The 26,858-nt window shown below is 43.6% G+C and carries 26 protein-coding genes; 11 read left to right on the top strand and 15 right to left on the bottom strand.

Going from position 1 to position 26,858, the window contains the following annotated elements; translation table 11 throughout:
• Positions 1-421: 421 nt before the first annotated feature.
• The 4 genes from BVU_RS06810 to BVU_RS06795 form a co-directional block, all read right to left on the bottom strand.
• The gene (locus tag BVU_RS06810; RefSeq protein ID WP_011965148.1) at positions 422-676 is read right to left on the bottom strand and encodes a hypothetical protein; all 255 of its coding nucleotides are present in this window, start codon (positions 674-676) and stop codon (positions 422-424) included.
• 171 nt (positions 677-847) lie between these two features.
• On the bottom strand, positions 848-1,498 hold the full coding sequence (locus BVU_RS06805; RefSeq protein WP_011965147.1) for a YbjN domain-containing protein: 651 nt from the start codon (positions 1,496-1,498) through the stop codon (positions 848-850).
• Between the two features lie 104 nt (positions 1,499-1,602).
• Positions 1,603-2,913, bottom strand: coding sequence for an acetylxylan esterase (locus tag BVU_RS06800; protein WP_011965146.1), 1,311 nt, complete (start codon positions 2,911-2,913; stop codon positions 1,603-1,605).
• A 20-nt stretch (positions 2,914-2,933) separates the two neighbouring features.
• Positions 2,934-3,638, bottom strand: coding sequence for a M48 family metallopeptidase (locus BVU_RS06795; protein ID WP_011965145.1), 705 nt, complete (start codon positions 3,636-3,638; stop codon positions 2,934-2,936).
• A 106-nt stretch (positions 3,639-3,744) separates the two neighbouring features.
• On the opposite strand from BVU_RS06795, the gene BVU_RS06790 reads away from it, so the two are divergent.
• Positions 3,745-4,476, top strand: coding sequence for a head GIN domain-containing protein (locus BVU_RS06790; RefSeq protein WP_011965144.1), 732 nt, complete (start codon positions 3,745-3,747; stop codon positions 4,474-4,476).
• Positions 4,477-4,673: 197 nt separating this feature from the next.
• On the opposite strand, the gene BVU_RS06785 is transcribed toward BVU_RS06790, so the two are convergent.
• The 9 genes from BVU_RS06785 to BVU_RS06745 form a co-directional block, all read right to left on the bottom strand.
• Positions 4,674-5,153: a hypothetical protein gene (locus BVU_RS06785; RefSeq protein WP_005849684.1), complete on the bottom strand. Its 480-nt coding sequence runs from the start codon at positions 5,151-5,153 to the stop codon at positions 4,674-4,676.
• On the bottom strand, positions 5,143-5,652 hold the full coding sequence (locus BVU_RS06780; RefSeq protein ID WP_005838819.1) for an RNA polymerase sigma factor: 510 nt from the start codon (positions 5,650-5,652) through the stop codon (positions 5,143-5,145). The genes BVU_RS06785 and BVU_RS06780 overlap by 11 nt, the downstream gene beginning before the upstream one ends.
• Before the next feature lie 63 nt (positions 5,653-5,715).
• Complete coding sequence (gene argB, locus BVU_RS06775; protein ID WP_011965143.1) at positions 5,716-6,489, bottom strand: acetylglutamate kinase; 774 nt, start codon at positions 6,487-6,489, stop codon at positions 5,716-5,718.
• 4 nt (positions 6,490-6,493) lie between these two features.
• Entirely contained in the window at positions 6,494-8,386 is a 1,893-nt protein-coding gene (gene speA, locus BVU_RS06770; protein WP_005838815.1) for a biosynthetic arginine decarboxylase, read from the bottom strand.
• Positions 8,387-8,427: 41 nt separating this feature from the next.
• Positions 8,428-8,955, bottom strand: coding sequence for a shikimate kinase (locus BVU_RS06765; RefSeq protein ID WP_005838813.1), 528 nt, complete (start codon positions 8,953-8,955; stop codon positions 8,428-8,430).
• A complete protein-coding gene (gene topA, locus BVU_RS06760; protein WP_005838811.1) occupies positions 8,952-11,390 on the bottom strand; it encodes a type I DNA topoisomerase in 2,439 nt (812 codons plus the stop codon). Before topA ends, BVU_RS06765 begins: the two co-directional genes overlap by 4 nt.
• Before the next feature lie 121 nt (positions 11,391-11,511).
• Entirely contained in the window at positions 11,512-13,209 is a 1,698-nt protein-coding gene (locus BVU_RS06755) for a TonB-dependent receptor (RefSeq protein WP_005838810.1), read from the bottom strand.
• 23 nt (positions 13,210-13,232) lie between these two features.
• The gene (locus BVU_RS06750) at positions 13,233-16,136 is read right to left on the bottom strand and encodes a tetratricopeptide repeat protein (RefSeq protein ID WP_011965142.1); all 2,904 of its coding nucleotides are present in this window, start codon (positions 16,134-16,136) and stop codon (positions 13,233-13,235) included.
• A 9-nt stretch (positions 16,137-16,145) separates the two neighbouring features.
• Positions 16,146-16,670 (bottom strand): NUDIX domain-containing protein, encoded by a 525-nt coding sequence (locus BVU_RS06745; RefSeq protein WP_011965141.1) that lies wholly within the window; start codon positions 16,668-16,670, stop codon positions 16,146-16,148.
• A 134-nt stretch (positions 16,671-16,804) separates the two neighbouring features.
• Here BVU_RS06745 and BVU_RS06740 point away from each other — a divergent pair, with 134 nt between their 5' ends.
• The 4 genes from BVU_RS06740 to BVU_RS06725 all read left to right on the top strand — a co-directional run bounded on the left by BVU_RS06740 (position 16,805) and on the right by BVU_RS06725 (position 19,393).
• Positions 16,805-18,091, top strand: coding sequence for a hemolysin family protein (locus tag BVU_RS06740; RefSeq protein WP_005838803.1), 1,287 nt, complete (start codon positions 16,805-16,807; stop codon positions 18,089-18,091).
• A 22-nt stretch (positions 18,092-18,113) separates the two neighbouring features.
• Positions 18,114-18,497, top strand: coding sequence for a hypothetical protein (locus tag BVU_RS06735; RefSeq protein WP_005838801.1), 384 nt, complete (start codon positions 18,114-18,116; stop codon positions 18,495-18,497).
• Positions 18,498-18,613: 116 nt separating this feature from the next.
• Positions 18,614-19,072: an Lrp/AsnC family transcriptional regulator gene (locus tag BVU_RS06730; protein ID WP_005838800.1), complete on the top strand. Its 459-nt coding sequence runs from the start codon at positions 18,614-18,616 to the stop codon at positions 19,070-19,072.
• 6 nt (positions 19,073-19,078) lie between these two features.
• A complete protein-coding gene (locus BVU_RS06725; protein WP_005838797.1) occupies positions 19,079-19,393 on the top strand; it encodes a DUF4491 family protein in 315 nt (104 codons plus the stop codon).
• A gap of 199 nt (positions 19,394-19,592) precedes the next feature.
• Here BVU_RS06725 and BVU_RS06720 read toward each other — a convergent pair whose 3' ends face one another.
• A complete protein-coding gene (locus tag BVU_RS06720; protein ID WP_005838793.1) occupies positions 19,593-20,036 on the bottom strand; it encodes a hypothetical protein in 444 nt (147 codons plus the stop codon).
• A gap of 25 nt (positions 20,037-20,061) precedes the next feature.
• Here BVU_RS06720 and BVU_RS06715 point away from each other — a divergent pair, with 25 nt between their 5' ends.
• From BVU_RS06715 to BVU_RS06690, 6 genes are all read left to right on the top strand, one after another.
• A complete protein-coding gene (locus tag BVU_RS06715; RefSeq protein ID WP_005838791.1) occupies positions 20,062-20,790 on the top strand; it encodes a hypothetical protein in 729 nt (242 codons plus the stop codon).
• Entirely contained in the window at positions 20,733-21,041 is a 309-nt protein-coding gene (locus BVU_RS06710) for an outer membrane beta-barrel protein (protein ID WP_011965139.1), read from the top strand. The genes BVU_RS06715 and BVU_RS06710 overlap by 58 nt, the downstream gene beginning before the upstream one ends.
• A gap of 272 nt (positions 21,042-21,313) precedes the next feature.
• Complete coding sequence (locus BVU_RS06705) at positions 21,314-21,718, top strand: hypothetical protein (protein ID WP_011964762.1); 405 nt, start codon at positions 21,314-21,316, stop codon at positions 21,716-21,718.
• The gene (gene tnpB / locus BVU_RS06700; RefSeq protein WP_011964763.1) at positions 21,706-22,056 is read left to right on the top strand and encodes an IS66 family insertion sequence element accessory protein TnpB; all 351 of its coding nucleotides are present in this window, start codon (positions 21,706-21,708) and stop codon (positions 22,054-22,056) included. Before BVU_RS06705 ends, tnpB begins: the two co-directional genes overlap by 13 nt.
• 86 nt (positions 22,057-22,142) lie before the next feature.
• The gene (gene tnpC / locus BVU_RS06695) at positions 22,143-23,708 is read left to right on the top strand and encodes an IS66 family transposase (protein ID WP_011964764.1); all 1,566 of its coding nucleotides are present in this window, start codon (positions 22,143-22,145) and stop codon (positions 23,706-23,708) included.
• 600 nt (positions 23,709-24,308) lie between these two features.
• Positions 24,309-25,559: a DUF3874 domain-containing protein gene (locus BVU_RS06690; RefSeq protein WP_005838786.1), complete on the top strand. Its 1,251-nt coding sequence runs from the start codon at positions 24,309-24,311 to the stop codon at positions 25,557-25,559.
• Positions 25,560-25,696: 137 nt separating this feature from the next.
• Here BVU_RS06690 and buk read toward each other — a convergent pair whose 3' ends face one another.
• Positions 25,697-26,761, bottom strand: coding sequence for a butyrate kinase (buk, locus tag BVU_RS06685; RefSeq protein ID WP_005838784.1), 1,065 nt, complete (start codon positions 26,759-26,761; stop codon positions 25,697-25,699).
• Positions 26,762-26,858 lie beyond the last annotated feature (97 nt).

Raw genomic sequence — 26,858 nt, 5'->3', positions numbered from 1 at the left:
GGAAGCTTATTTTTTATATAAATTCCTATTTTTTTTGCCAAAAATGTATTAGTTCTCAAAACTTTGCTTATTTTTGCACAGAAAATGTATATCTCTTGGTAAGAGATATACAAATAAGCATATATAAAAGAAGGAAACAATCAATTGTTAATCAATTGATTACTATCACAAAAAAGAGATTCTCTCCTTAAAAAAGATTCACCGAAATAATTTGAACAAACTCTTTGAACGGAAATCGGTCAACAAGTTTCAAGCATCAAGCCAACTTAATCACTTTACGAAGTCAATTTCTCCAGAAAAGAACTTAAAGAAACATTATTTCCTGAGCCGATAAACCGGTAACTTGGGCAATTTACATCAAATGCAATACCGACCTGTTTCATTTTTAGCATTCTTCCTTACGACCTGTTTCAAATCCTTCCTAAAGACCTGTTTCGAGTCCCTCTTTAAGGTCCTCCTCACGTCCTTTCTTCAATTGGGTAGACATTACGCTATACCAATCACGGAAGCTCTTCAAATTTTCCCAATGTTCACCAAACTCCCTAGAGGTGAATTTCGCAATCTCGGCAGCCTCGAAAAAACGATCGAATACACGGCTCTGCAACGCACACAGACGCTCAAGAAGGGAAGATAGATTACGCAGAACGAACAGGCATTTGTCAAACATGCCCTCCATCTTATCTTCCTTCTTGTTGAACTTCAGGATTTCAAGAAGCAAGGACTTAAAGATAAGAAAAAAAATCCTTAAGAGAAAAAGGATTTAGCATAAGTATAAACACAAATAAAGTTGCTTTGAACCATACATCAAAGCAACTTTCATAAAAGCCGGAACGAATGAAAACATTCCTTATTTTTTCTCTTCTTCGACAGAAGACAGTGGCGTACTGTTCTCTTTATAAGCAGCAAATCCTTTCACCTTTGTCCGTTCCTTATTAACACTTTCCGAAGCGGCACTACCCAGTTGCTGCAAATTTTGCTTGATAGCATCGTGAGTAACAAAGAAATGATCGAGCATAGCTTTCAGATATTCGTCCAATTGGCCTTCTTTGAGAGTAAAGACCGTATGACATTTGGAATGAAGCCCCACGTTTTTCTCATCCTCATCCGCCGTAAAGACAGTGGTCACCAACGAATCCACATTGACCAGATTGACAATCTCTTTTAAGTAAGGTAAAGCCGGATTATCCATACTGATAGACGCCCACCACGGATTCCATATCATGATGAACCGGGCCTCATCTTCCACCGCAATATAAAAATCATCACCTTGATATTTAAAGACAATATGTCCTTCCTCATTGGTTTCCGGCTGACAGCCTATCTTTTTGAGCACAGCTATAACCAGCTCTTCCGTACCGATATCCTCCAAGTCTTCCTTTGTCATACGGTCCAAACGGTCTCTACGTTTTTTACGCTCATGACGGATGCGAAGAACTAAAAATGCAAGCGGCCACAATGCCAATGCAATAACAGCGATTAGAATGGTGAGGTCGGTCATATCTGTTTGCGATTTAAGGGTTCAACATCAAAATACAGATAGTTGCTACACTATGCTAAACAAATATAGCAATTATAATCTTAAAAACATCTATTTCCATCGATTTATTTCAAGTGTTTCTTTATCCAAAGCAAATGCCCGTATTCTGTGTCTTCAGAAGTCCAGTGCTCGTTGACTGGAGTAATCAACGCCTCTTTCGGACAGTTCAGTACATTATAGACAATGTAACTGGTAGTAGGAGGACAAGTATTGTCATTGAATCCCCATGTCATATAAACAGGAACAGTAATCTGTTTGGCAAAATTCACCACATCATAATATGCAAGGGTCTTCATCTTGGCAGGTGTATCCATATCTACCGTATTCTTAAAAAGATGAGGATATCCCCCGGCACGACCGGCTTTGTAACCTGCCATATCACTTAAAGCGGGATGGTTTGCCACACATGCCGTAACACGCTTGTCAAGTCCTGCCGTAATCAAAGCCAAAGCTCCCCCTTGGCTCCCCCCTTGCACAATAACATTTTTACCATCCCATTCAGGTAATGAAGTCAGCAAATCAATGCTGCGGACACAAGCCAGATAAACCCGTTTCATATAATAATTTTCACGGCTATCCAAGCCGTTTACCAAATAACCGTTTTCCCGACTACTGAAAGCGCGGCTTATTTCGCCGAAAGTGTCCTCATCCAGCTCCGGATTCAAGCCGTGGATTTCTATCTCAAAGCGGATACAGCCTTCTTCCGCATAATATTTATGCCTCATAGGCCCTTTGATCGTCTTGATACCTGCTCCCGGAGGACACAGTACTACCGGATACTTTCCTTCCGCCTTAGGATAGAACAGATAACCATAAATACACTGGCTCTGCTTATTCAGCTGAAGTCTGATCAAGTAACAGTCTATTTTGTCCGTAGAATATTTCTCTACGTACTCTTTGGTATAAGTCAGAGGGAACCGGGCTGCTTCCGCCTTAGTCTTATTCCAGAATTCATTAAAATCAGAAGGCAACTGGGTATAGGGTTGAAGCTTCTCAGGAGAGAAGCCGACTTTGATATGGTGGGAATAAGTTTTACCTCCTAGTTTAGCCGTCAGACGACAATCACGAAAACCGGGCTCTTTCATTGTCCCCATAGAAATAACCGCTTTTCCATTCTTCAGTTTTACAGTTCCCTTGGTATCCGAAGGCATCATGTCGCCTCCCAACTCATATAAAACCTCCACACCATCTTGCGGAATACCATATTTATAGAACTGAACCTCGATCTTCGCTTTCTCGCCTGTCTTGTACAACCAGTCGGCATGATCGGGTACAGTTACCCAAAGCACATCACTCCGATAAGGATAATTTTCGGCCGCTGCTGAAAGAACGAACAAGACAGCCCCAATAAGCATGCTTAAAAATCTGTTTTTCATTGTAATTCTATTTAATGGTTCTAAAAATCAGTATTAAATCTGCGTAACTCCGCACGCAAGGCACGAGCTCTCCCTCCTGTCATACTATCCAGCAATTCCCAAAAACGAGGACCGTGATTCATTTCCTTGGTATGAGACAATTCGTGTAACAGTACATAGTCCATCAAATGGGGAGGCAACAACATCAAATAACAGGAAAGATTGATACTGCCTGTCCCCGAACAACTTCCCCATCTTCCCCTGCTGCCGGTAATCTTCACACGTTTAAATGGCAAATGATACTGTTCGGACAAGGCAGATAAAAGAGGTGGCAGATACTCTTGTGCATTTTTCTTCATGGCACGGATGATGGCATTACGTACCAGCCTTTGTACTTCAGGTAAAGAAAAATCCACATTCCGCGGACAGATAATCTTGACTCCCTCCTCGGTAAAACGTACGGAAAAGCAAGTAAAGTTACCTTGCTCCAGCCATAAACGGAAACAGGGAGTGTGAATACGAAAATTTAGATCAATCGGTTTCTTGCTCACTTTCCTCCAGTCCTCCAACAGACGTTGCCTGTATTGCTCCACCACCTCCAGCACTTTGCTGCTTAAACTATAAGGAGGAACAGTAACATGCAGTCCATCGGGCTTTACCCGCATAGTAACATTACGCGCCAGCTTGTGTGTACGCACTATAATACGGTCAAAATCTTTATCCGGAAGTACTCTTTTAGTTGCCATACGGATACAAAGATACAGCTTTCCAATAAAAAAAGGCAGAGATTTGCAACTTTCCAGGAATCTTCACCGTCTAATTAACAGAAACCAATTAAATATATATATTACCATGAGAACAAAAACTATTTATTTTTTCAGTCTTTTTCTGACAATCACAATGATGACAGGCTGTTTCCACATATCATCAGGCCCGAAACCCAGCAAGAGTAAAATGACCAAAAAATATAGCGTAACTCCTTTCAATAAGATAGAGAACAAAGCACCTGCCAACATTGTCTTTACTCAAGGGAATGTGACCAAAGTAGAAGCCGACGGTCCGGATAATTACATCCCCCAACTCATTGTCATGGTCAAAGACAGTACGCTGAGTATCAGTATGGATAAAGACAAATTCAAAAACTTCAAAAGTTCAAAAATCAATATCTCAATTACCAGTCCGGTTTTATGCAATATCAAGCAAAGAGGTGTAGGAAGTATTTATCTGAAAGACAGCGTGAAAGTAACAGATCTTTCTATCAGTGCCGAAGGTGTGGGGAGTATTGAAGCAAATGCATTAATGGCACGTTGCATCAAAGTATCCCAAGAAGGAGTAGGCAGTATCAATTTAAAGGGACAGGCCGGTCATGCGACATATTATTTGGAAGGAGTAGGCAGCCTGAAAGCAAAAGACATGATTGTTTCTGATGTTGTAGTTGAACAAAACGGTGTGGGAAGTGTTTCTTGTTATGCATCCGGGACGATAAATATCAGTGCCCAGGGAGTAGGAAGTGTAAACTACTACGGTGACCCTCGGGTTACCGGACTAAAAAAATCCGGAATCGGAAGCGTTAAGAGCAAATAACTCATTTCATAACTCTCTCTTTACATTAAATTATCTACCAAGCAAAAAAGGATTACTGCTCACGCGGTAATCCTTTTTAAAATTATTTAGTTAGTTAATTTAAAATTTGAGAGAATTGAAACTTCACAGCCTCGAATTAAAAAGTTGTTTTAATAAGCACTAACTATCATATTTATATAAAAGCAAATGAAAATGTTCTAATTTGTTTTCCCTGTCCCTGTACCGGTATCATCAGCGGTAATCTTTGTCACCGTATCTGTAGGCAATACAGGTTCGTATGCCACTTGGGGATCGGTAGTAGAATCCTGATACTCATCGTGTACCGATACCGTATCACTATCACCGCCTTCCATAGCGTGTTGCATCACTGTACCCATAAGAAACAACACGGCAATCATTGCAGCCGCTTTAAACAGAGGCATAAAGCGCGTACGCATAGTCAGACGTTGCGCTTTTACCACCGGTCTTTCTATCCGGGTCAGGATTCTGGTATCAAAATCATCGCCCAAACCTTTCTCCTTCTCCACATCCTGATAAGCAAACAACTGCTTGTAACGGAGTAAATGAGCAGGCACTTCCTTCTGACGAAAGAATGAACGTAGTATTTGCTCTTCTTCCAATGAAGTTTCGCAATTCCAATAACGTTCCAAAAGCTGTTCAATATATTTATAATCCATAATCCTCTATTTCAGTGTATCTTTGTTTTATCTTCTGCCGGGCACGGAAAAGGGTTACTTTCACCTGTTCTTCCGTAATCTGCAGAATATCTGCAATCTCTTTATAACTCTTTCCTTCCACATCCCTCAACTGCATAGTTGTACGCTGTCTTTCGGGAAGCTCATTGACCAGACGGTGAACCAACTGTATTTGTTCGTTCTGCGCCAACCGGTCATAAGGCGTCAATGTATCAGGCATCTCCCGCACTTCAGAGGTCAGTTGCAAATTCTGCGCTTCCATCTTCTGGCTGCGGTCAATTGCCAAGTTACGAGCAATGGTCAGGCAATATGCCTCGATGGATTCAAACTGCGGCCATTCATCCCGCTTGTTCCATACCCTGATCATCGTATCCTGCACCACATCCTCCGCTTCAGCACTATTCAGCGTAATACGAAGCGCCAACCTGTAGAGCTTGTCTTTCAGGGGCAGAATATCGTTTCGGAAACTGATCTCTCGCATTGCTCTGTAATAATGACGGGTGAGTTACACTAAAGTTACACTCACCCGCCTGTTTTTTTTGAATTATTTTTTGATTACGGTTCCACTTCCTTCATTAATGGCTGATGCTAAGGTTATTACCACCTGACTGACTCCTGCATCAATAGCAGAAAAAGAATTTTCCAGCTTGGGAATCATCCCTCCTTGAATAATGCCTTGCGCTACAAATTCTTTAAACTCTTCAGGAGTAATGACAGGAATTACACTGTCATCATCATTTTCGTCACGCAATACGCCCTTTTTCTCAAAGCAATAAACCAATGTCACATCAAACAAGGACGCCAATGCTTTGGCGGTTTCTCCGGCAATGGTATCAGCATTGGTATTCAGCATGCTTCCTTTACCGTCATGGGTCAATGGAGCCATAACAGGCACAATGCCCTGACGGATCAATGCCGCCAGGAAACCGGCATTTACTTTCTCCACATCACCAACAAAGCCATAGTCCACGTCTTTTACCGGACGCTTTACCGAACGGATCACATTCATATCGGCTCCGGTCAGTCCAATGGCATTCACACCTTTTGCCTGAAGGCCGGCTACAATATTCTTGTTCACCAGTCCGCCATATACCATGGTTACCACTTTCAGCGTTTCTGCATCCGTAATGCGGCGGCCATTCACCATCTTGCTTTCAATCCCTAGTTGTGCCGCCAGTCTGGTAGCAGAGCGCCCGCCACCGTGTACCAACAACTTATAACCTTCTATAGCAGAGAAATCAGCCAACAACTGATTAAGTGTAGACTCTTCCTCTACAATTTTTCCACCTACTTTTATGATAGTCAGTTTCTCTTTCATGCTATTATTCCAAATAAGTATATCCGTACAACCCGGAACGATAATTAGAGAGGAATTCTTTTCCTTCCTCTACAGAAATTCTTCCTTCCTTCACTGATTTGGTCACCCAGGTTTCCAGTGTACGCACCAATTTCTTCGGGTTATATTGTACATAATCCAAAACCTCGGCCACCGTTTCACCATCAATTACCTGATCAATAGAATACCCTTTGTCATCCACCGTAACATGCACCGCATTGGTATCTCCAAACAAATTGTGCATATCACCCAGAATCTCCTGATAAGCACCAACCAAAAATACACCTATATAATAAGCGTCTTTTCCCTTCAACGAATGTACCGGCAGGTCATGCGATACATAACGGGTAGAGATAAAATTGGCAATTTTTCCATCCGAATCACAAGTGATATCCTGCAAGGTAGCATTTCTGTCGGGCTTCTCATCCAGACGCTGGATAGGCATGATAGGGAATATCTGATCTATCGCCCACGAGTCCGGCAACGACTGGAACAACGAGAAATTACAAAAATATTTATCAGCCAGCAGTTTGTCCAGTTTGCGGAACTCATCGGGCGCATGTTTCAGCCCCGAAGCAATCTGATTGATCTCACGGGTCACCGACCAGTACAGACGCTCTATCTGGGCACGGGTCTTCAAATCCACAATACCGTGGCTGAATAAATCAAGTGCTTCCTCACGTATCTGCTGTGCATCGTGCCAAGCCTCCACCATACGGCTCTGATTCAGATTATCCCAAATCTCATAAAGTTCATGTACCAGTTCATGATCATTTTCACCCACTTCGAAATCCTCATCCATTTCGGGCAAAGTCGCCGTTTCCAGCACCTCGAAAATCAGCACGGAGTGATGGGCGGTCAGTGAACGTCCGCTTTCGGTAATAATATTCGGATGAGGAATTCCATTCTTGTCACTGGCATCCACCAGCGTAGAGATAGAGTCATTCACATACTCCTGAATAGAGTAGTTCACACTGCTTTCACTATTGGCAGAACGAGTTCCGTCGTAATCCACACCCAAACCGCCGCCGATATCCACAAATTCCACATTAAATCCCATCACATGCAACTGCACATAGAATTGCGATGCCTCACGCAGAGCTGTCTTGATACGGCGTATTTTAGTCACCTGGCTGCCTATATGAAAATGAATCAGTTTCAGACAGTCCTTCATGTCTTTCTTTTCCAGAAAATCAAGCGCTTCCAGCAATTCACTGGATGTCAAGCCAAACTTACTGGCATCTCCTCCGCTATCTTCCCATTTACCACTTCCCGAAGAAGCCAGCTTAATGCGGATACCTATGTTAGGACGCACATTCAGCTGCTTTGCCATTTTGGCTATCAGGCGTAATTCATTCATTTTCTCCACCACCAAGAAAATACGTTTCCCCATCTTCTGTGCCAGCAGAGCCAGCTCGATATAACTTTCGTCCTTATATCCGTTGCAGATAATCAATGAATCCGAATCTGTATTCACAGCTATCACCGCATGAAGTTCAGGTTTGGAACCGGCTTCCAGTCCCAAATTGAATTTCTTTCCATGACTGATGATTTCTTCCACTACAGGACGCATCTGATTTACCTTGATAGGATAAATGATAAAATTCTGGGCCTTATACCCATACTCATCAGATGCCTGCTTAAAGCAGTTCGCGATTTTTTCAATACGATTATCCAGAATATCCGGAAAACGGACCAGCATAGGAGCTGCCACATCCCGCAATTGCAACTCATCGACCAATTCTTTCAAATCGACCTCAACGCCGTCCTTACGAGGAGTTACCACTACATGACCTTTGTCATTGATACCAAAGTACGAAGTTCCCCACCCTGTTATGTTGTAGAGTTCTTCCGAATCTTCAATACGCCATTTTCTCATTTCTTCTTCTGTACAAAGAGTGTGTATTTTACTATATATAATTATTTATTCAATTTCTTTCTCAAGCTGTCAACAGAGGCTTGAATTTGTCTTTTATCCTCCAGCTCATCAGCCTTAAACAGATGTTTCGCCTTTGAATAAAACGGATGTCTTTTCTGTAACGCCTCACAGATAAAATCCATCAGTTCCTCATCACTTTTATTTGCTAACAATGGACGTTGCTGCTTGGCCACTCTCAGACGGCGGAACAATACGGCAGGTTCCACATCCAGAAACACCGTATCACCGCAATCATTCATATACTCCATGTTATCAAAAAAACAAGGTGTTCCTCCACCGGTCGAAACAACCACATCTTCAAACTCGGCCACTTCGTGCAACATTTTCCGTTCCAGTTCCCGGAATCCGTCTTCTCCGCGTTCCAAGAACAGCTGTTGAACGGTTTTATGGAAACGTTCCTCGATAAACCAGTCCAAATCAATGAAATTCAGACTCATTTCACGGGCAAACGCCTTACCTAGAGTCGTTTTGCCCGCGCCCATATATCCTATTAAAAATATACGTGTCATTTTTTTGCTTTTGCAGTGCCCTTTACCTTGGAAGCCGCCTTACTTTTTGCGGATTCTTCGGGCTTTTCGGACTCCTCTTCCATATTCACGGTTCCCCTGTTTCTTGAAGCCGCTTTCGTTTTACGCGTTTCCGCCTTGCTTTTCTGCAATTCAATCACCTTAAAACAAGCCTCCAGACTTAAATCTGCCGGTTCTACATTCTCAGGAATCTTATAATTCTTTTTCTGATAACTGATGTATGGGCCGTAACGTCCGTTCAAGACCTGCATATCAGGGTCAGCATCGAATACTTTAATAAACTTCTTTTCCTGCGCTTCTATCTTATTCTTGATCAACTCTACCGCCTCATCCAAAGAAATCTCCATCGGATCCGTTCCTTTAGGAATAGAAACAAACAGTTTGTCATAGCGCACGTATGGTCCGAAACGCCCTACTCCTACCGTTACCGTATGGCCGTCATAATCCCCCAACGTACGGGGAAGCTTGAACGCATCCAATGCTTCTTCCAACGTAATGGTTTCCATCGACAATCCCTTTGCCAACTGCGCAAAACGCGGTTTTTCCTCATCATCGGCAGTACCAATCTGAATAACCGGACCGAAACGACCGATCTTAACCGATACCGGCTTACCGCTTACAGGATCTGTTCCCAATACCCTTTCACCCACCTTATGCTCAGTCTTAGAGTGAATGGTCTTATCTACCAACGGATGGAAGCCTTTATAGAAACTGTCCATCATGCCAGTCCATTCCTTTTCTCCTTCCGCCACTTCATCGAACTCTTTCTCCACATTCGCTGTAAAGTTAAAATCCATGATTTCAGGAAAGTATTCCATCAGGAAATCGTTTACCACGATACCGGTATCAGTAGGCAACAACTTGGCCTTTTCATTTCCCGTCATCTCTGTCTTGGTAGTTTCCGTAATCTTGCCGCCTTTCAGTTTCAAGATATCATACGGGCGTTTCACACCTTCACTGTTTCCTTTTTCTACATAACCGCGTTGCTGCACAGTAGAAATGGTAGGTGCATATGTAGATGGACGACCGATGCCCAACTCTTCCAGTTTGCGTACCAGGCTGGCTTCCGTATAACGGGGCGGACATTGGGTAAAGCGCTGAGTCGCCAGGATTTCTTTTCTTATCAGTTTTTCCCCTTTGCTCAGAGGCGGCAACAGACGGCCCTCGTCTTCCTGCTCATTGTCATCATCGTATGATTCCTTGTATACACGCAGGAAACCGTCAAAAGTAATCACCTCGCCGGTAGCGATAAATTTCTCGCTACTGTTGCTGATTACAATAGTAGCCGTTGTTTTCTCCAGCTCCGCATCTGCCATCTGTGAAGCGATGGTACGTTTCCAGATCAGTTCATACAATTTCTGTTCCTGACCGGTTCCGTTCACCGTTTCATTCTCCATATAGGTAGGACGGATAGCCTCATGCGCTTCCTGTGCTCCTTTAGTCTTGGTGGCAAACTTACGGACTTTGACGTATCTTTCTCCCATCAGGGACAAGATAGTCTGCTTGCTGGTATTCAAAGCCAGGTCCGAAAGGTTCACCGAATCCGTACGCATATAGGTAATTTGTCCGTTTTCATACAGACGCTGTGCCACCATCATGGTCTGCGCTACTGTAAATCCCAACTTACGGGCAGCTTCCTGCTGCAACGTAGAAGTAGTAAACGGTGCCGCCGGCGATTTCTTCACAGGGCGGGTTGTTATATCTTCAATAGAGAACTGCGCATCCTTACAAGTTTCAAGGAAAGCCTGTGCTTCTTCCTTGGTCTTGAAACGGTTGGACAATTCCGCTTTCACTTCAACTTCATTTCCATCGACATCAGGTACTTCAAACACTGCTGTAACGCGATAAGACGGCTCACTGACAAAAGCATGCACCTCACGTTCACGTTCCACAATCAAACGAACGGCAACAGATTGCACACGTCCGGCAGAAAGAGCAGGCTTTACCTTCTTCCACAATACCGGTGAGAGTTCAAAACCTACAATTCTATCCAGAATACGGCGTGCCTGCTGGGCATTTACCAGATTCACATCAATGTCACGCGGATTTTCGATGGCCTTTAGTATCGCTGTTTTGGTTATCTCGTGGAATACAATGCGCTTGGTCTTCTCAGGGTCCAGCCCCAAGACTTCAAACAAGTGCCATGAAATAGCTTCTCCTTCACGGTCCTCATCGGATGCAAGCCATACCATATCAGCTTTCTTTGCCTCCGCTTTCAATTCGGCTACCAATTTCTTTTTATCTGCCGGTATCTCGTAAGTCGGCTCAAACCCATTCTCTACATCGATACTAAACTCCTTCTTTTTCAAATCCCGGATATGCCCGTAACTGGAAAGGACTTTATAATCATTGCCCAAGAATTTCTCAATGGTTTTAGCCTTGGCGGGTGACTCAACTATTACTAGATTTTTTTGCATAATACTATGTATTCCATTTTATTTTGGGGCAAAAGTAGAAAAAAAGCAGAAGCACACCTATATAATAAGGTATGTTTCTGCTTTTTTTTCTTAAAAAAGTCCTTTCCGAGTGCCTATTTAACTAAAAAGCCAAAGAAAGCCCGGCTAGAACATTCAGTTTTTCAGCAGGATAGCCGTACTCATAATAATATTGTTTATTCAACAGATTATTCACACGCCCAAAAACAGACAGATCTTTCAGGAAAGTATAACTGGCTCCCACACTCAAATTGCTGATATTGCCCAAACCAAAATCCTTGCTGCTATTCCCTTCTTCTATCACATATTCTTTCCGCTGTACATATTCATAGCCCAAATTAACCTTCAATCCTTCAAAAACCTTAGCCTCAGCATAGAAATTCAATTCAAACTTGGGCTTGGTCACTAAATACAGCTCTTCATTTTCATTGTCTGTCTTCCAGCTATAAAATGTACCTTTCAATGAAGCGTCAAACCAGTCCTTATAACCGTATTTCAATTCAGCACCTCCATACGCGGTTTTCGCTTTATCCTGCAAGAAATGAGTAAAATAATACCCGTCCGCATCCACCAGATTGCAAAACAACTCATCTTTACTGATCCGATATCCACCAAAGACATTAAACCACAAACCATTTACCGGAGATGCTTTAAAACCCAATGTAGCATTCAGTGGCACATAGGTAGAAGGCATCCGGGCGTTTAAAGACCAATAAGGTGAAAAAGCATTCAACCGGCGATAATCATTCAGTTCACGCCCTCCCAGCGCATGTAAATAAAGCACATAACTCTCCGAGAACAAGTATTCGGCTTTCACGTCAGGAGACACATCAATACCACTGTCCTCTCCCGACTGCCAATCCACATGAGCACCGACACGGACCCGCCAGTCATCACTTTCCAACATATAATAAGGATTCAAACCCAGTGAAGTATAGTTGCCCATTAAACTGTCCGAAGAATAAAACAGGTTATCCATCTCGAAACGGATGCCTACCCGTTGCTCATTATCCAGCTTGCCCCATACATCTCCTTCGGTGTGGACAATCTTCTCCTTACCTGTAGATGCATTGCCTGAATAATCCAGCGGATATTTGATACCAAAATACTTCAATCCGGTCTGCAAAGTGAATTGCAAAGGAAGCGATTCATCTCTGGAAGAAACACCTATGTGAAAATCGCCTAAAGTATGATGCTGTTTATCAGTAGCTCTGGCAGAAGCCGTATGCATTTCGGAATCAGGCATATAGTTAAACACTTGTGATTGCAGGCCGCCACCTAAATTCAAAGTTACCTTGCTGAAATCATGAGAATAGTCCAAACGGAACTCAGTAGAATAAAAACGTGATTTCCAATCCTCAGCATTCCAATGCTTCAGCTTTCCGTTCATGCCATCCAGAGATACCCCGACTTTCAGACGGTCCTTTCCGGTGATATCCCACAGATACCCAGCCTTAAAATCCACATTCCCATAATTTCCATATCCGGCACGAACATATCCACGTTTCGCGCGGTTCATAGCCCATTCACGGGTTATAGGAGACATACTTTCATACGTCCAGGCCGAAACAGGGCGCAAGGCTGTAGCATATTCTATGCCTTTCTTCATTACAGCCGGCTCCTCCACCCTAGGCAGGACATTAATCTTTGAGGCATCCATGATATTGGGATTATACTCATTCTCTACCACCACAGTGCGGTTCAACGTACTATCTTGCTGCGCATATGCAACAGACAGAGGCAAAAAAGCCAATATAATGGACAATTGACAATGGACAATTGACAATTTCTTACTTATCATATTCAGCACTTATTTTTTAATTTTTAATTCTCTGTTTTCAATTTCTCCAGTCTGCTTTCAATCATTCCGGCAATATCATCATCGGCCTGATAGTTCTGCTTCAATGAAAGCAAATATTGTTTAGCATCCAAGTTACGCCCCAACTTCATATACACATCAGCCAATAACACAAAGCTGCGTGCCAGCCAATAGGTATGCGGTGTACTTACCTCAATGTAATTCAGCACCTCCTGCTCCGCCTTATCCGTTTGTCCGCCGTCAAAGTAAATCTGGGCGACTTTATATTTGGCCTCCGCTCCATATACATTACGGGTGTCTTTCGCCAAGACCTTCAAATCTTCCATAGCTCCATCCGTCTTGCCGGCATCCAAATAAGCTTTTGCACGGTAATAATGTGCCTCGTTAGACAATTCCGGCGCCAGTTTAGTATCGGCCAGCAAATCTGTTGCGGCAAAGATAATCTCTTCCTCATTTCCCAGCATATGCGCACTGCGTAACATTCCGGTTTTTGCAAGCCGGCGACGCTCCATAGAAGCGGCTTTATCTTTCAATTGCTTGTAAATATGCAAGGCTTTTTCATAATCCTTCGCCGTATAAGCCATTTCGGCCCCCATCAACATGGCATCTTCAGAATATTTGTTGTTGGGATATTCCAATACTTTATCCAAATGCCGGGCTGCACTTTCATAAGCTTTCTGATTATAGTCTATCAAACCGATATAATAGTTGGCATTCAGACTGAAAGCACCTTCGGGGAAAGTCTGTAAATAACGGGTAAAGCTGTTGCGGGCCTCGGCGACCTCACCCCGCATATATACCCTTTCGGCAGCCACATAGGTCAATGAGTCACGCTCATTCACATCAAAGTTGGCACCGCCGGGGATAGTTGAAGCAAAATTGGCATACTCATCCACCTTATTCAAATCAATATAGATCGATTTCAAGTCACGCTGCGCCAAACGCGCCTCCTCACTGCCCGGATAACCGGCTATGACCTGCTTATAAGCCTGGATGGCTTCAGGATACTTGTCATCCTGATAGTATAGCAAACCGATCTCGTTAGCCGCCCGCCGTGCGACATTGCTCTCCGGAAATTTCTTCACCAGAATATTGAAACGGGCAATGGCATTGGCATTATCCTCCATCTGCACAAAAGCACGTCCCTGCTCGTAAAGGGCATCATCCATGTATTGTGATTCCGGATAATCCGAAATCAAGCGGTTCAACGTCTGCACTTTTCCATTGTAATCACGTTGCAAACCACGCACAAACGCCTCCTGATACAAAGAGTAATCCCCCAGTGACGGATCAATCTCCACCGCACGGGCATAATCCTGACGAGCCTGTTCAAAACGGCGGTCATAGAAGTTGCAGTCACCTATGCGGTTATAGGCATCTGCCTGCATGGTGCGTTCATTGATACTTCCCCTGTCCACAAAACGGGTAAACCAAGTGCCCGCATTTCCATAATTTTTCTGTTTGAAATAAGTATATCCCAAGTTATAGAGCGCCAAACCATATTCCTGTCCGTTCTTGCTGGTGGCAAATTCCAGATACAAGCGGTAATCGTTACCCGCCTGCGGAAAACGGTCCAGACGATAATTGGATTCCCCCCTCCAGAAATAAGCGTCCGCCTTTGTCGCCTGATTGTATTGCCCCACAGCAAGCGATTGGTTGAAGAACTCCAGAGCCTCCTGGAAACGGGCATTCGCAAATGCCTGTGTGCCCAGCCGGAACAAAATCTTCTGCTTGGCCTCCATAATGCGTGTGCCCGGATGCTCAATCTTTGCTATAGATTTTAAAGCAGCTTCATAACTGCGGGTATTCATATACACCTCTATCAAATAATCATTGACACGCTCCGTATAAGGTGAATTCGGGAACTCATTCAGAAAACGCTCAAACACGGTTACCGATTCGGCAAATGGAGAATAAGAGGTTTCATGAATACACAAAGCATAATTATAAAGAGCCTGTTCCTTTACTTTCGGATCAAAACTGAAATTGGCAGCCTGCTCGAATGCCATGCGTGCCCTGTTCCTCTCCTTCAAGTTCAAATAAGCCAGCCCCATGTGTAGATAAGCATTCTGTGACAAGGCATCATGTACCGAAGCCATTTCCCCCAAAGTAGCGGCAGCCTTGGAATAAACACCAGTATAATAATAACTCATACCGAGTTCATACAAAGGCTTACGCTGCGGGTGGGAAACACTTTCACGGTATCTTTCCAAAGGAGGTATCGCCGCTTGGTAATCATTCAATCCGAAACAAGCCTCTCCCCAAATCCGTTCCATCTGAGGAACATCCTTTTTAGCCGGATATTGCTCCAGATACGCTTTTGCCACAGTACGGGCCTGCTGATAATTTCCTTTCACCAAATAAATCTCTCCTATATAATAAGGAACCAATGCTGCATATACGGCATCATTCTGCAAAGACTGGAAACTTTTCAGCGCCTTGTCATAGCGTTTCTCCACATAATCAATATAAGCCAGATTATAGACAGCGTCATCCTGATACAATGGGCTTACCTCTTTCAGCAAGGTAAACCATACAGCCGCTTCACGCAGATTGTCTTCTTTCAGATAAGAGGTGGCCAGACGCATGGCACAATCATCTCTTTCCTTATCAGGCAAAGCCTCCAGATCACACGACCGGAACAGGGCAATGGCCTCCTTGTATTTTCCCTCCATAAAATAAGCAGAGGCAATCAGTGACAGCACCCTGTTTTTATGGCGGGAATCAGGATATTTGTCCAAATAAGCCTGTAACAGCTCCATGCTGTCCCCGCCTTTCAACTCATATTCCCGGCATACCCGGTTATATTCCTTGTCACCTGCCACATCCTTGGGAGTGATCTGCTGCGCCATTCCCTGCAAGGAACAGCCTCCCATCAATGCGGCCATCAATAAGGTTTTTCTTTTCATATCTTATCATTAAAGTTTATGTTCTTTCAAAAAACGCCGGACTCCTTCACGCACAGAATCCAGCCCGAATTCTTCGGGATTCACTTCATCCAAGGGAAGCCAGAAAGACTCCGCCACATCATCCATCGCCTTTATCCGGCTGGTATCTTTCACCTTACAAAGAAAGAACTGATCCAATGTATGTACCAGAAATCCTGAATAAAGATAAGTGTTGGGCAATGAGAACTGATAAACAGCCTCCTCCACCTGCAAACCGGTTTCTTCCAACACCTCGCGTGCCACACCTTCCTCGCCGGTCTCATGCATATCAATAAACCCGCCGGACAGGTCCAATGTTCCCTTCGCCGGTTCTTTTCCCCTGCGGCACACCAACAACTCATTCTTATCATTCAAGATAAAAGCTACAGTAGCGGCACTGGAATTAAAATAATACACAAAGCCACAATCGGCACAACGCTTTGATTTCTCATTGTTCACTTCAAAGTGCGGCGAACCACACTTCGGACAATATTTGAATAGTTCCAACGGATGCATAATTACTCCTTTCTAAGTATAGACACCGCAAAGATAGCGCAAATGACAGATAATTCATTAATTAAATCTAAAAGAAGAAAGAGAAAACACAATTCTTAGTACATTTGTTAGCAAAACAAAACGTAAATTCTTACATGGAAATTGCCATTATTATCGCACTTATCTTATTAAACGGGGTATTCGCCATGTCCGAAATCGCCCTGATCTCAGCGCGTAAAAGTAGTTTGTCCAATGATATCCGTCATGGAAGCTCTACAGCGCGTATCGCTTTAAAGCTTGCCAATGACCCGGACAAGTTTTTATCCACCATCCAAATCGGAATCACCCTGATTGGTATATTGACCGGTATTTACTCCGGCGACGTGCTGGCCACCGATTTTGGGAACATACTGACTGACGCCGGCGTACCCGCCACATATGCCTATTTATTGGCTCAAACCCTGATTGTCATCCTGGTCACTTACCTCACTATTATCTTTGGCGAGCTGGTGCCCAAACGCATTGGCATGAGTGCCTCCACCCGTGCTGCCAAGCTATTGGCACGTCCCATGTACTGGCTGTCCGTCATCGCCTCTCCTTTTGTATGGATACTTGCCAAAAGCACTTCACTTATCTTCAACCTGCTGCATATCAACACAGCGGAAGAAAAAGTGACTGAAGAGGAAATCAAATCCATGATAGACGAAGGAACCGAGAACGGTGAAGTGCAGGAAGTGGAACAGGATATTGTGGACCGCGTCTTCTCCCTGGGCGACCGCAGTATCAACACCATCATGACCTATCGCAGCGACATCGTATCCATTGACATAGACATGAACAACAAGCAGCTGTATGACATCGTATGCCAACACCTGTACCAAGTTTACCCTGTAACTCAAGGAAACACCCTGGACAACATCATCGGAGTAGTTTACCTGAAAGACCTCTTCGGGAAGCTGAACAGTTGCGAATTCAATCTGCGTGATGTAATCCGTCCGGCACAATACTTCCACGAAAACATGGATGTATATAAAGTATTGGAACAAATACGCCAGCACAACATCAAATACGGATTAATCTGTGATGAATTCGGCAGTCTGCAAGGCATCATCACCATGAAGGACATTCTGGAAGCCCTGGTAGGCACCTTGCCCAGTGACTCGGAAGACCCCGATATCGTTCCCCGCAAGGACGGAAGCTGGTTGATAGACGGCCAATGTTCTTTCTATGACTTTCTGAGTCATTTCGAAATGGAGGATTTATACCCCGATTATAATTACAACACGTTGAGCGGCCTCATCCTGCAACAACTAGGCCACATTCCCAAGACCGGTGAATCCATGGAATGGAATGACTTCACACTGGAAATAGTCGACATGGACGGAGCCCGGATAGATAAAGTATTAGTAACACTAACCCATAAAAACGAAGAGGACAATTAACATGCTGCAAAGAGATTACATTATGCGGTTGCTTCAACAATTTTTCGAAGCATTGGAAAAGTTGGTAGAAGAAAGAGATAAAAAGGACGGTCCCGAGCTGCAATTGCAACTTCAAAGCATTTATCGTGCCTACTTCAATCATCCTTCCACCTTCTATTATGATCAGGATGCGGAATATATACTGAACGAGATGGGACAGAACTATGGTGGCGAGGAATTGCTCACGCGCATCGACATGTTATCCGAACTGCTCTATCAGGATGCTTTGTTGAAAGAGTCCGAAGAACAAAAATATTTGTTAAGAAAATCGCTATTCCTGTTGAACTATTTAGATACACATAGCGATACCTTCTCATTTGAAAGAAGAGGGAAAATCGGCGAAATAGAGAAGAAAATAGGTGATTAGCTCCTCTTATTGCACTTTTTTTCAAAGAAATCCTGTTTTTTCTTGCAAAATAGTAGATAAATTAAAAAGTATTCCTATATTTGCTTACAGATTGATAACATTAAAATCGGTATATTATGGAGAAAATTGATAGTCTCGACAGACAAATTCTAGAAATTATATCCCAAAATGCCCGCATCCCGTTTAAAGATGTCGCAGCAGAATGTGGAGTTTCACGCGCAGCCATTCACCAGCGTGTGCAAAGATTAATTGATTTGGGAGTTATTATCGGTTCAGGATATCATGTGAACCCTAAGAGTTTAGGGTATAGAACCTGTACATACGTAGGAATCAAGCTGGAAAAAGGTTCCATGTACAAAAACGTAGTGGCAGAACTGAAGAAGATTCCCGAAATTGTGGAGTGCCACTTCACTACAGGTCCCTATACCATGCTGACCAAACTTTATTCACGCGATAACGAGCATTTGATGGACTTGCTGAACTCAAAGATTCAGGAAATTCCCGGCGTTACGGCTACCGAGACCCTGATCTCTCTGGAGCAGAGCATCAAAAAAGAAATACCCATTCAAAGCTAAGAAAGAATGGAATGGCTGAATGAATACCATTTAGGCGGTATTGCCATCGGCATTTGTACCTTTTTAATAATCGGTCTTTTCCACCCCATCGTGGTCAAGGCCGAATATTATTGGGGTACACGGTGCTGGTGGATATTTTTGGTACTGGGCATAGCAGGCATTATAGGGACTGTGCTTATCAGTGACATCCTGATTTCCTCTTTATTGGGTGTCTTCTCCTTCTCTTCTTTCTGGACTATCAAGGAGATATTCGAGCAACGCGAACGCGTGCTGAAAGGCTGGTTTCCGATGAATCCGAAACGGAAACACGAATACGAATAGAAACTATTCTTTCCGGCCAAACCCTTTGCAATTCAATTAAAGGGCTTTTATTTCTTCTTCAGGAAGCCCTGTAGCCTGTACTATGACATCAGATGACACTCTCAAGTTTCGCGCATTCCTCATGCGCTCTTCGTAAACGTTTCCGCGATTCTAATATCATACGCATCCCGTGCCTGCAACATATCAAACAAAAATTATTTCACAACTTTATCCCCTGCTCCGTACTCTGCAAACTCTTCTTATTCCTATATTTGAAATTCTTTCCTTGCATATAATAATTGAATCCTAATGAAAAGCAGAAACTTCGGTCCTTCATCCTGCCGGATGAGAAATTGTAATAAGTTCCTTCGTGCGTAGTGGAATCATACCCCAAAGTGCCCAACAAATACCTCATATTTCCAGTAATTCCCAAATGTTTGTTCACACGCCAAGTTACCGTCAGTTCCGATTCAGACCCATAATGTTTCCGTTTGTTATTCACACCATAGCTGAAAGGCCGATAATTCCCATAAAGATTCCATGACAATCTTTTATAATGTCCATACGTATTAAGATTAACATAAAGAGAGCCCTTTCCATGCTGATGAGTATAGAAATGAGTATCATACCCTATATTTCCACCAAATGCAGATGGCGGAGGCAATGGTTCACCCTCTTTGCTAGGAGAGATGAGAAAAAGAAATAGTCATTGGGAACGTTTGGGCCTTCCATTAAGCCTTCGGCTTGGGAAATGGAACTTTTACAACAATCTGGTCCTTTCTAATGCAGGAGATCCTTACATCACGGAAAATATAACCCATAACAGCCACCAGAATATCCATATTGTAAATCAAAATATAGACCGTAAAAATATAAGAAGAATCAATGAAACATTCAGCATGTTATATGATATAACTACCCTGCAAAGCATCGGACTGAACTGTATGGTAAAACAGGCTGGAAGCACACTAAAATCTTCTTCTTTTTCCGAAACACAAGAAACAGAAAAGGAATATACCTCTTCCTACCATAGTAAAGGGAAAGGGGATGACAAAATATATCAGGCTAGTTTGAACTATAATTGGAAATCAAAAAACGGAAAGAATACTTTGCAAACAGTTCTTGATTATTTGAGAAGTGATGAAACGAAAGAACTGAATCACCATTATCTTTATCAGTATCCGGAGAAAAACGAAGAGGATAATAAATGTAGCAACACCGGAACTGTTTCTGATTTATGGAAAGCAGAAATAAATTATATCTTCTTGCTCAACAAACATTCCAGGTTGAAATGGGGTGGCGACTATTATAATAACCATACCAACAACCAAATGTATTACGCATATCAGAGTGGAGAAGGATGGCAGAAAGAAGAACACGTAGAAGCGAAACAATATATCACAGTGTATACAATATGAATGCCGGCCTTTACAAATATTTCCTGGATCAAAAGTTCTGCATAAATTTATCAGTTTACGCTATTTTGAATAAAAGAAGAAATCTGACCACAATTACCAATAACAATCTAAGCAGAATAGAAGAAAATAATAAAACCCCTTATCAAGGAGCGTGCTTAAACCTTATATATAAGTTTGACTTTGGCAAGAAAGTAAAAGTAAAACGTGCGAAAAGCATACAGACAACAAGCGATAGTTATTTGCGCAAATAGTGATCAGGAAATTGTCAATTCTAGTACATTGATCTATTTATCCGACAGATAGTTTTAGCACCCATCTCAACCACACGTCAAGATACAATGAAGGAATTATTTCCTTCAAATCCTTCATCAGCGCATTACTTGCTGAATATAAATAAGTTGCAATGAAGGATCGCTATAGATATCCTTCATCTATTCTTCATGACAGGTAAGCGTCTCCGCGATTCTATCTTGTCGCCCTTTTTTCATTCTTATATTTTTGCCATATATAAAAATGAGGCATTATGGATTTAGCAGAAAATCGATTTGGAAAAACCTGGAAACATTTCCTTGAAGTATTGAAAGTAGACTACAATTGTTCTTTAGCCGATGTTTGCCGTGATCAGCATACCACTCTTGGAGGTATGAGTTCCTGGATGTCCAGACGGGGTTATAGCGTTAAACAAGCCAAGGCGGATGTGGTCCGTGATTATTATGGCGGCGTTGAACCCTCCCGACCGACAACTTCCTCTCCTTCGTTCACTCAAATAGCCCCCGTCATGTTGTCGGAAGAAGAGTTTAGTCTTTCCGGGATCACAATCACCTTTAACAGCGGAACGACCATTTCGGTCAAACGGGCCACTCCCGGGGGTATTATTAAAATGTTACGCGATTACGAAAGAAAGGAGGGGGATCCATGTATTCTCTAACATCAGCCAATCGCTACTATCTGTACCAGGGCTTTGTCCGTATGAACCTTGGCATTGACGGTTTATTCAAAATCATACGCTCTCAAATGAAGGAGCTGTCCCCCATTTCCGGAGATATATTTTTATTCTTTGGCAAAAACCGGCAGAGTGTAAAAATACTGCGTTGGGATGGTGATGGCTTTCTCCTGTACTACAAGCGTCTGGAAGGTGGAAGTTTTGAGTTGCCGACATTTAACCCCCATACAGGCAATTATGAGATCTCTTATCAGGTTTTGTCTTTTATCTTAAATGGAGTGTCATTGAAGTCTGTACGGTTGCGAAAACGTTTTAGGATTTAATGTAATATACTGTATATTAACTGTTTGATTTTAAATTACCATCCGATTATTTTGGCCGACTCATTGATTTTTTGTATCTTTACGCCATGAAAAAGGATGAGGTCATAGAGTTATTGAAGGAGCAAATCAAGGAGTTGCGGGATGATAACAACAGACTCCTGGACCAGATAGATGATTTGATAAAGGAGGTTTCTTCCCTTAAAGAGGCACTCCTTCAAAAAGGCGAATCTCTTGGCAAGCAACAGCGTCTTACCAAGGGGATCGCCAAACTTGTATCAAACACATCCGAACAGCAACAACCCCCTCAACCTGCATTGCCGGAGGAAGAGCGGCAGAAGAGAGAAGCAGAAAAAGCAGATAAGCGTAAAGCCAGAAAGAACAATGGGGCCAAACGTGACATGCATTATGAGATGGAGCAGGAGGAACATGACGTTTATCCCGACGATCCTGATTTTGACATCAATAAAGCCCGGCTGGTTACCACCGCTCCCAGAATATGTGTCCGCTATGAATGTGTACCCATGCGCTTCATCAAGCACGTCTACAAGATACACACCTACGCGCAAGACGGTTGTCTCTTTGAGGGAAAAACACCGGTCTCGGCTTTCTTGAATTCCAGCTATGACGGCTCATTCATTGCCGGGCTGATGGAATTGCGTTATATACAATCGCTACCGGTTGAAAGAATCATCAACTACTTCGAAAGTCATGGCTTTACGCTGAAGAAACCTACGGCTCATAAGTTGATGGAAAAAGCCTCAAGCCTCTTTGAAAATCTTTATAAGTGTATCCGGCAGACAGCTTTGAGTGATCCTTATAAGGCAGCCGACGAAACCTATTACAAAATACTCGTCCCGGAAAAGAACAGCAAGGGAAAAGGAGTCCGCAAGGGATACCTCTGGGTGGTTGTGGGCATAAACACCAGGATGATATACCTGCTCTATGATGACGGCTCCCGCTCTGAAAAAGTTATTCTTAACGAATTAGGCGGTTGCAAAGGTATCATACAAAGCGACGGATACTCACCTTACCGGAAACTCGAAAGCGATGCTTATCCCCATATCACACGCATTCCGTGCCTGCAACATATAAAACGGAAATTTATAGATTGCGGTGAGGATGACCCGGATGCAAAAAGAATCGTGGAGATGATAAACACACTTTATCAAAATGAACATAAGCATAAGATCGGGGTTGACGGATGGACGGTAGAACAGAATCTTGTCCATCGGAAAAAGTATGCGCCGGACATACTCGGAGAAATAAAAGATGTGCTTGATGATATAGAAGAACGGGGAGATTTGTTGCCTAAGAGCGAACTGAAGGAAGCTATCACCTATCTTCGCAATGAGTGGAATGCCGTGGTGGACATCTTTAATTATGGTGACACTTACCTGGACAACAATATAGTTGAACGGATGAACCGCTACATATCCTTATCAAGAAAAAACTCATTGTTCTTCGGCAGCCATAAGGGAGCCGAACGGGGCGCCATACTCTACACGATAGCACTTACTTGTAGGATGAATAAAGTGAATCTGTTTGAGTATCTCACGGATATCATAAACAGAACTGCCGAATGGCAACCGAATACACCACTGGAAAAATACAGGCAACTGCTTCCCGACAGATGGGAAAAGGCTAATGACTAAAAAGGGATCATTAGACTTTTTACTTTTAATATACTATATAGAATCGCGGAGACGCTTACCATGACAGTCTACTTTTAATACTTCAAGGAAACGTTCCCAGGTTTTTCTAAATCTATTTTCTGCCAAATCCATAATGATTCGTTTTTATACCCAAGATATAAGAACAAAAAAAGAGAGACAATATAGAAGCGCGGAGACGCTTACATATTCCTTCAGCCCCGTTCCATCTCCAAAAACGCATCCCAAGGTGATGACTGTCTGGCAAAACACTCACATTTCATCAAATGACAACAACCGGACGAATAAGGTGTATCATCCGGTCGAAGTCGTTGTATCTTCCCTTCAAGTAAATTGTTTCACTTAAGTGATGATATTATATCACCTTAGTGATGAACTTTCATCACTAGAGTGCTCAAACTTCATCACTTAAGTGAAACAACTGAATCAAAAGGAAGATATCGTGTAATCAACCGGACGAAACAGCTTGTTATTCAGGATGTTTACGCTTAGTCACTTTTCTCTAAAACCCCACGAAAAACACTTGCAAAACGCTATTTTACACAGTATCTTTGTTCCAACGGAAACCTAAAACAACAAATAATGAATAAAAAGTTATTGAACAAAGTAATGAAGAAGCTTGCTTCCTCGAATGTAGTGATAAGTCCGACAGTGAAGAGTTCATCTACCTCATTATCAATGCAGAAGAAACCGGAAACGGAACAAGTACAGCAAAAACTGGAACAATATTTGCTGAGCCGCTACCACTTCCGCTTCAACCTACTGACGGAACAAACGGAATGTTGCAAAAAAGACGCTGACACACCTATATATAAGGTAATAAGCCAGCGCACCCTGAACAGCCTGTGCCTGGAAGCACGTGCACGTCACATCAACTGCTGGGACAAGGATGTAAGCCGGTTCGTGAACTCGGAGCAGATGCCGGACTATCATCCGTTACTTTCCTATATGAACACCCTTCCCGAATGGGACGGCAAGGACCGCGTGACTCCGCTGGCACAACGCATATCTACGAAAGATTTCTGGGTGAACAGTTTCCACCGCTGGATGCTGGGCGTAACTGCCCAGTGGAGCGGACGCATGGACCGGTGCGCCAACGCTGTGGCCCCCATGCTGGTGAGCAGCGAGCAAGGGAGATGCAAATCCACTTTCTGCGAATTGCTGATGCCCGATTCGTTGAAAGACTACTATACGGACAGCTTCGAACTGACCGGACAGGCAGGATGCGAGCAGAAGCTGGCTTTCTTCGGACTGATTAATCTGGATGAGTACGACCGTCTTTCACCACAGAAACTGCCATTGCTGAAAAATCTGATGCAGATGAAAAAACTGGATTTCCGCAAGTCGCACCGCTCGTCCTACAGCCATCTGCCCCGGATGGCCTCGTTCATCGGCACCAGTAACCGGAAAGCGCTGCTCACCGACCCCAGCGGAAGCCGCCGTTATTTCTTTGCCGAGGTAAAGGAGAAGATAGACTGCTCGCCACTGGAGCACAAACAGCTTTTCGCCCAGCTGAAAGCAGAACTGGACGAGGGAAAGCGTTACTGGTTCTCGGCGGCGGAGGAATCCGAGCTGAAACTGCGCAACCAGGCCTATTATGCCTTGCCTACCGAAGCGGAAATGATTCTCCATTGTTTCAGACTGCCGGAGAAAGGGGAAGACTTCAAACTTTACTCGGCAGTATGCTTGTTCAATATCCTGCTGAAACGATATCCGGCAGCCATGCGCGGCATCACGATAAACAAAATGGGAAGAATCATGAATTCCCTGGGAGCGGAACGCATGCATACCACAACAGGAAATATGTATAAACTGGTAGCACTGGCCGGGTAAAAACATCCCTGAAGCTATTATGAAGGAATTTATAATGATTCCTTCATAATAGCCTTCTGTATATCAACACATTACCCTTCCATGAAGGATTTGAACAATTTTATCGCTTATTTTAATTCCGATGTACCACCATCTTCTTATTCCGGCCGGTAAACCTGCAAAGGCAGCTCACCTTTCAAGGCTCCCAACGCATTATAAGCCAGCGAGCCCATCTCGTCTTCACCGGGCATCAGCACAACCGGCGCCAGATAATCAATCTGTTCCTTGAGAATCCCTACACAGTAATCACTATGGGCAATGCCTCCCGTCAGAATAATGGCATCCACCTGCCCACGGAGCGTGACATACATGGCCCCTGCCTGTTTCGCCACCGTATAGAGCATCGCATCCAATACCCCTTTATAAGGCTCCTCGCCTTCGGAAGCTTTCCGGGCAATAGTCACCACATCATTCATACCCAGATGGGCAGTCAGCCCCCCTTTGCCATTCAGCATCTTCTTGATCTGCTTTAACGTATACTTACCGCTGAAGCACAATTCCGCTAACTGGTCGGCAGGAATGGTTCCCGCACGTTCGGGAGAAAACGGCCCCTCACCGTTCAAGGCATTGTTAACATCAATCACCCGTCCTTTGCAATGGGCACCCACCGATATGCCACCCCCCAGATGCACCACAATCAGATTCAACTCTTCATAATGTTTCCCGATGGAAGCGGCATATTTACGCGATACCGCCTTACTGTTCAAGGCATGGAAGATGGAAATGCGCTCTATCTCCGGTATTCCCGTCAGGCGGGCGGCCGGTTGCAGCTCGTCTACCACTTCGGGATCGGCAATGTAGGCGGGACAATGGCATTCCCGGGCTATTTCATCGGCAATCAGCGCGCCCAAATTACAGGCGTGCTCCATCCGGGCGTTGAGCAAATCGTGTTTCATCTGTTCGTTAATGGCATACACCCCGCCGGGCGTAGGCTTCAGCAGACCGCCACGGGCAATGACGGCATCAAAATCCAACGGAATATCCGCCTCGGCAAGCAATCGCAATACAAAGTCCTTACGGTACGCATACTGTTCGTTGACGTGGTGAAACTCCGACAAGTCATCCGCAGTATGATGGGCCCCTGCCGCCCACACCGGCTTTTCATCGATGAAAAGGGCTATTTTGGTAGAAGTAGAGCCCGGATTAATCACAAATATTTTCATAGTTTCAATAATTTATCAATTTGCGAATGAGCCAAAACCATGCGGCAACACAGCACAGCCAATTGACACACCGGCAAATTGGCACATTGCCACATTA

It is taken from the genome of Phocaeicola vulgatus ATCC 8482, assembly GCF_000012825.1.
GTDB lineage: Bacteria > Bacteroidota > Bacteroidia > Bacteroidales > Bacteroidaceae > Phocaeicola > Phocaeicola vulgatus.
Note: the sequence above shows the minus strand (reverse complement) of the source record. Positions and strands in the feature narration are given on the sequence as shown.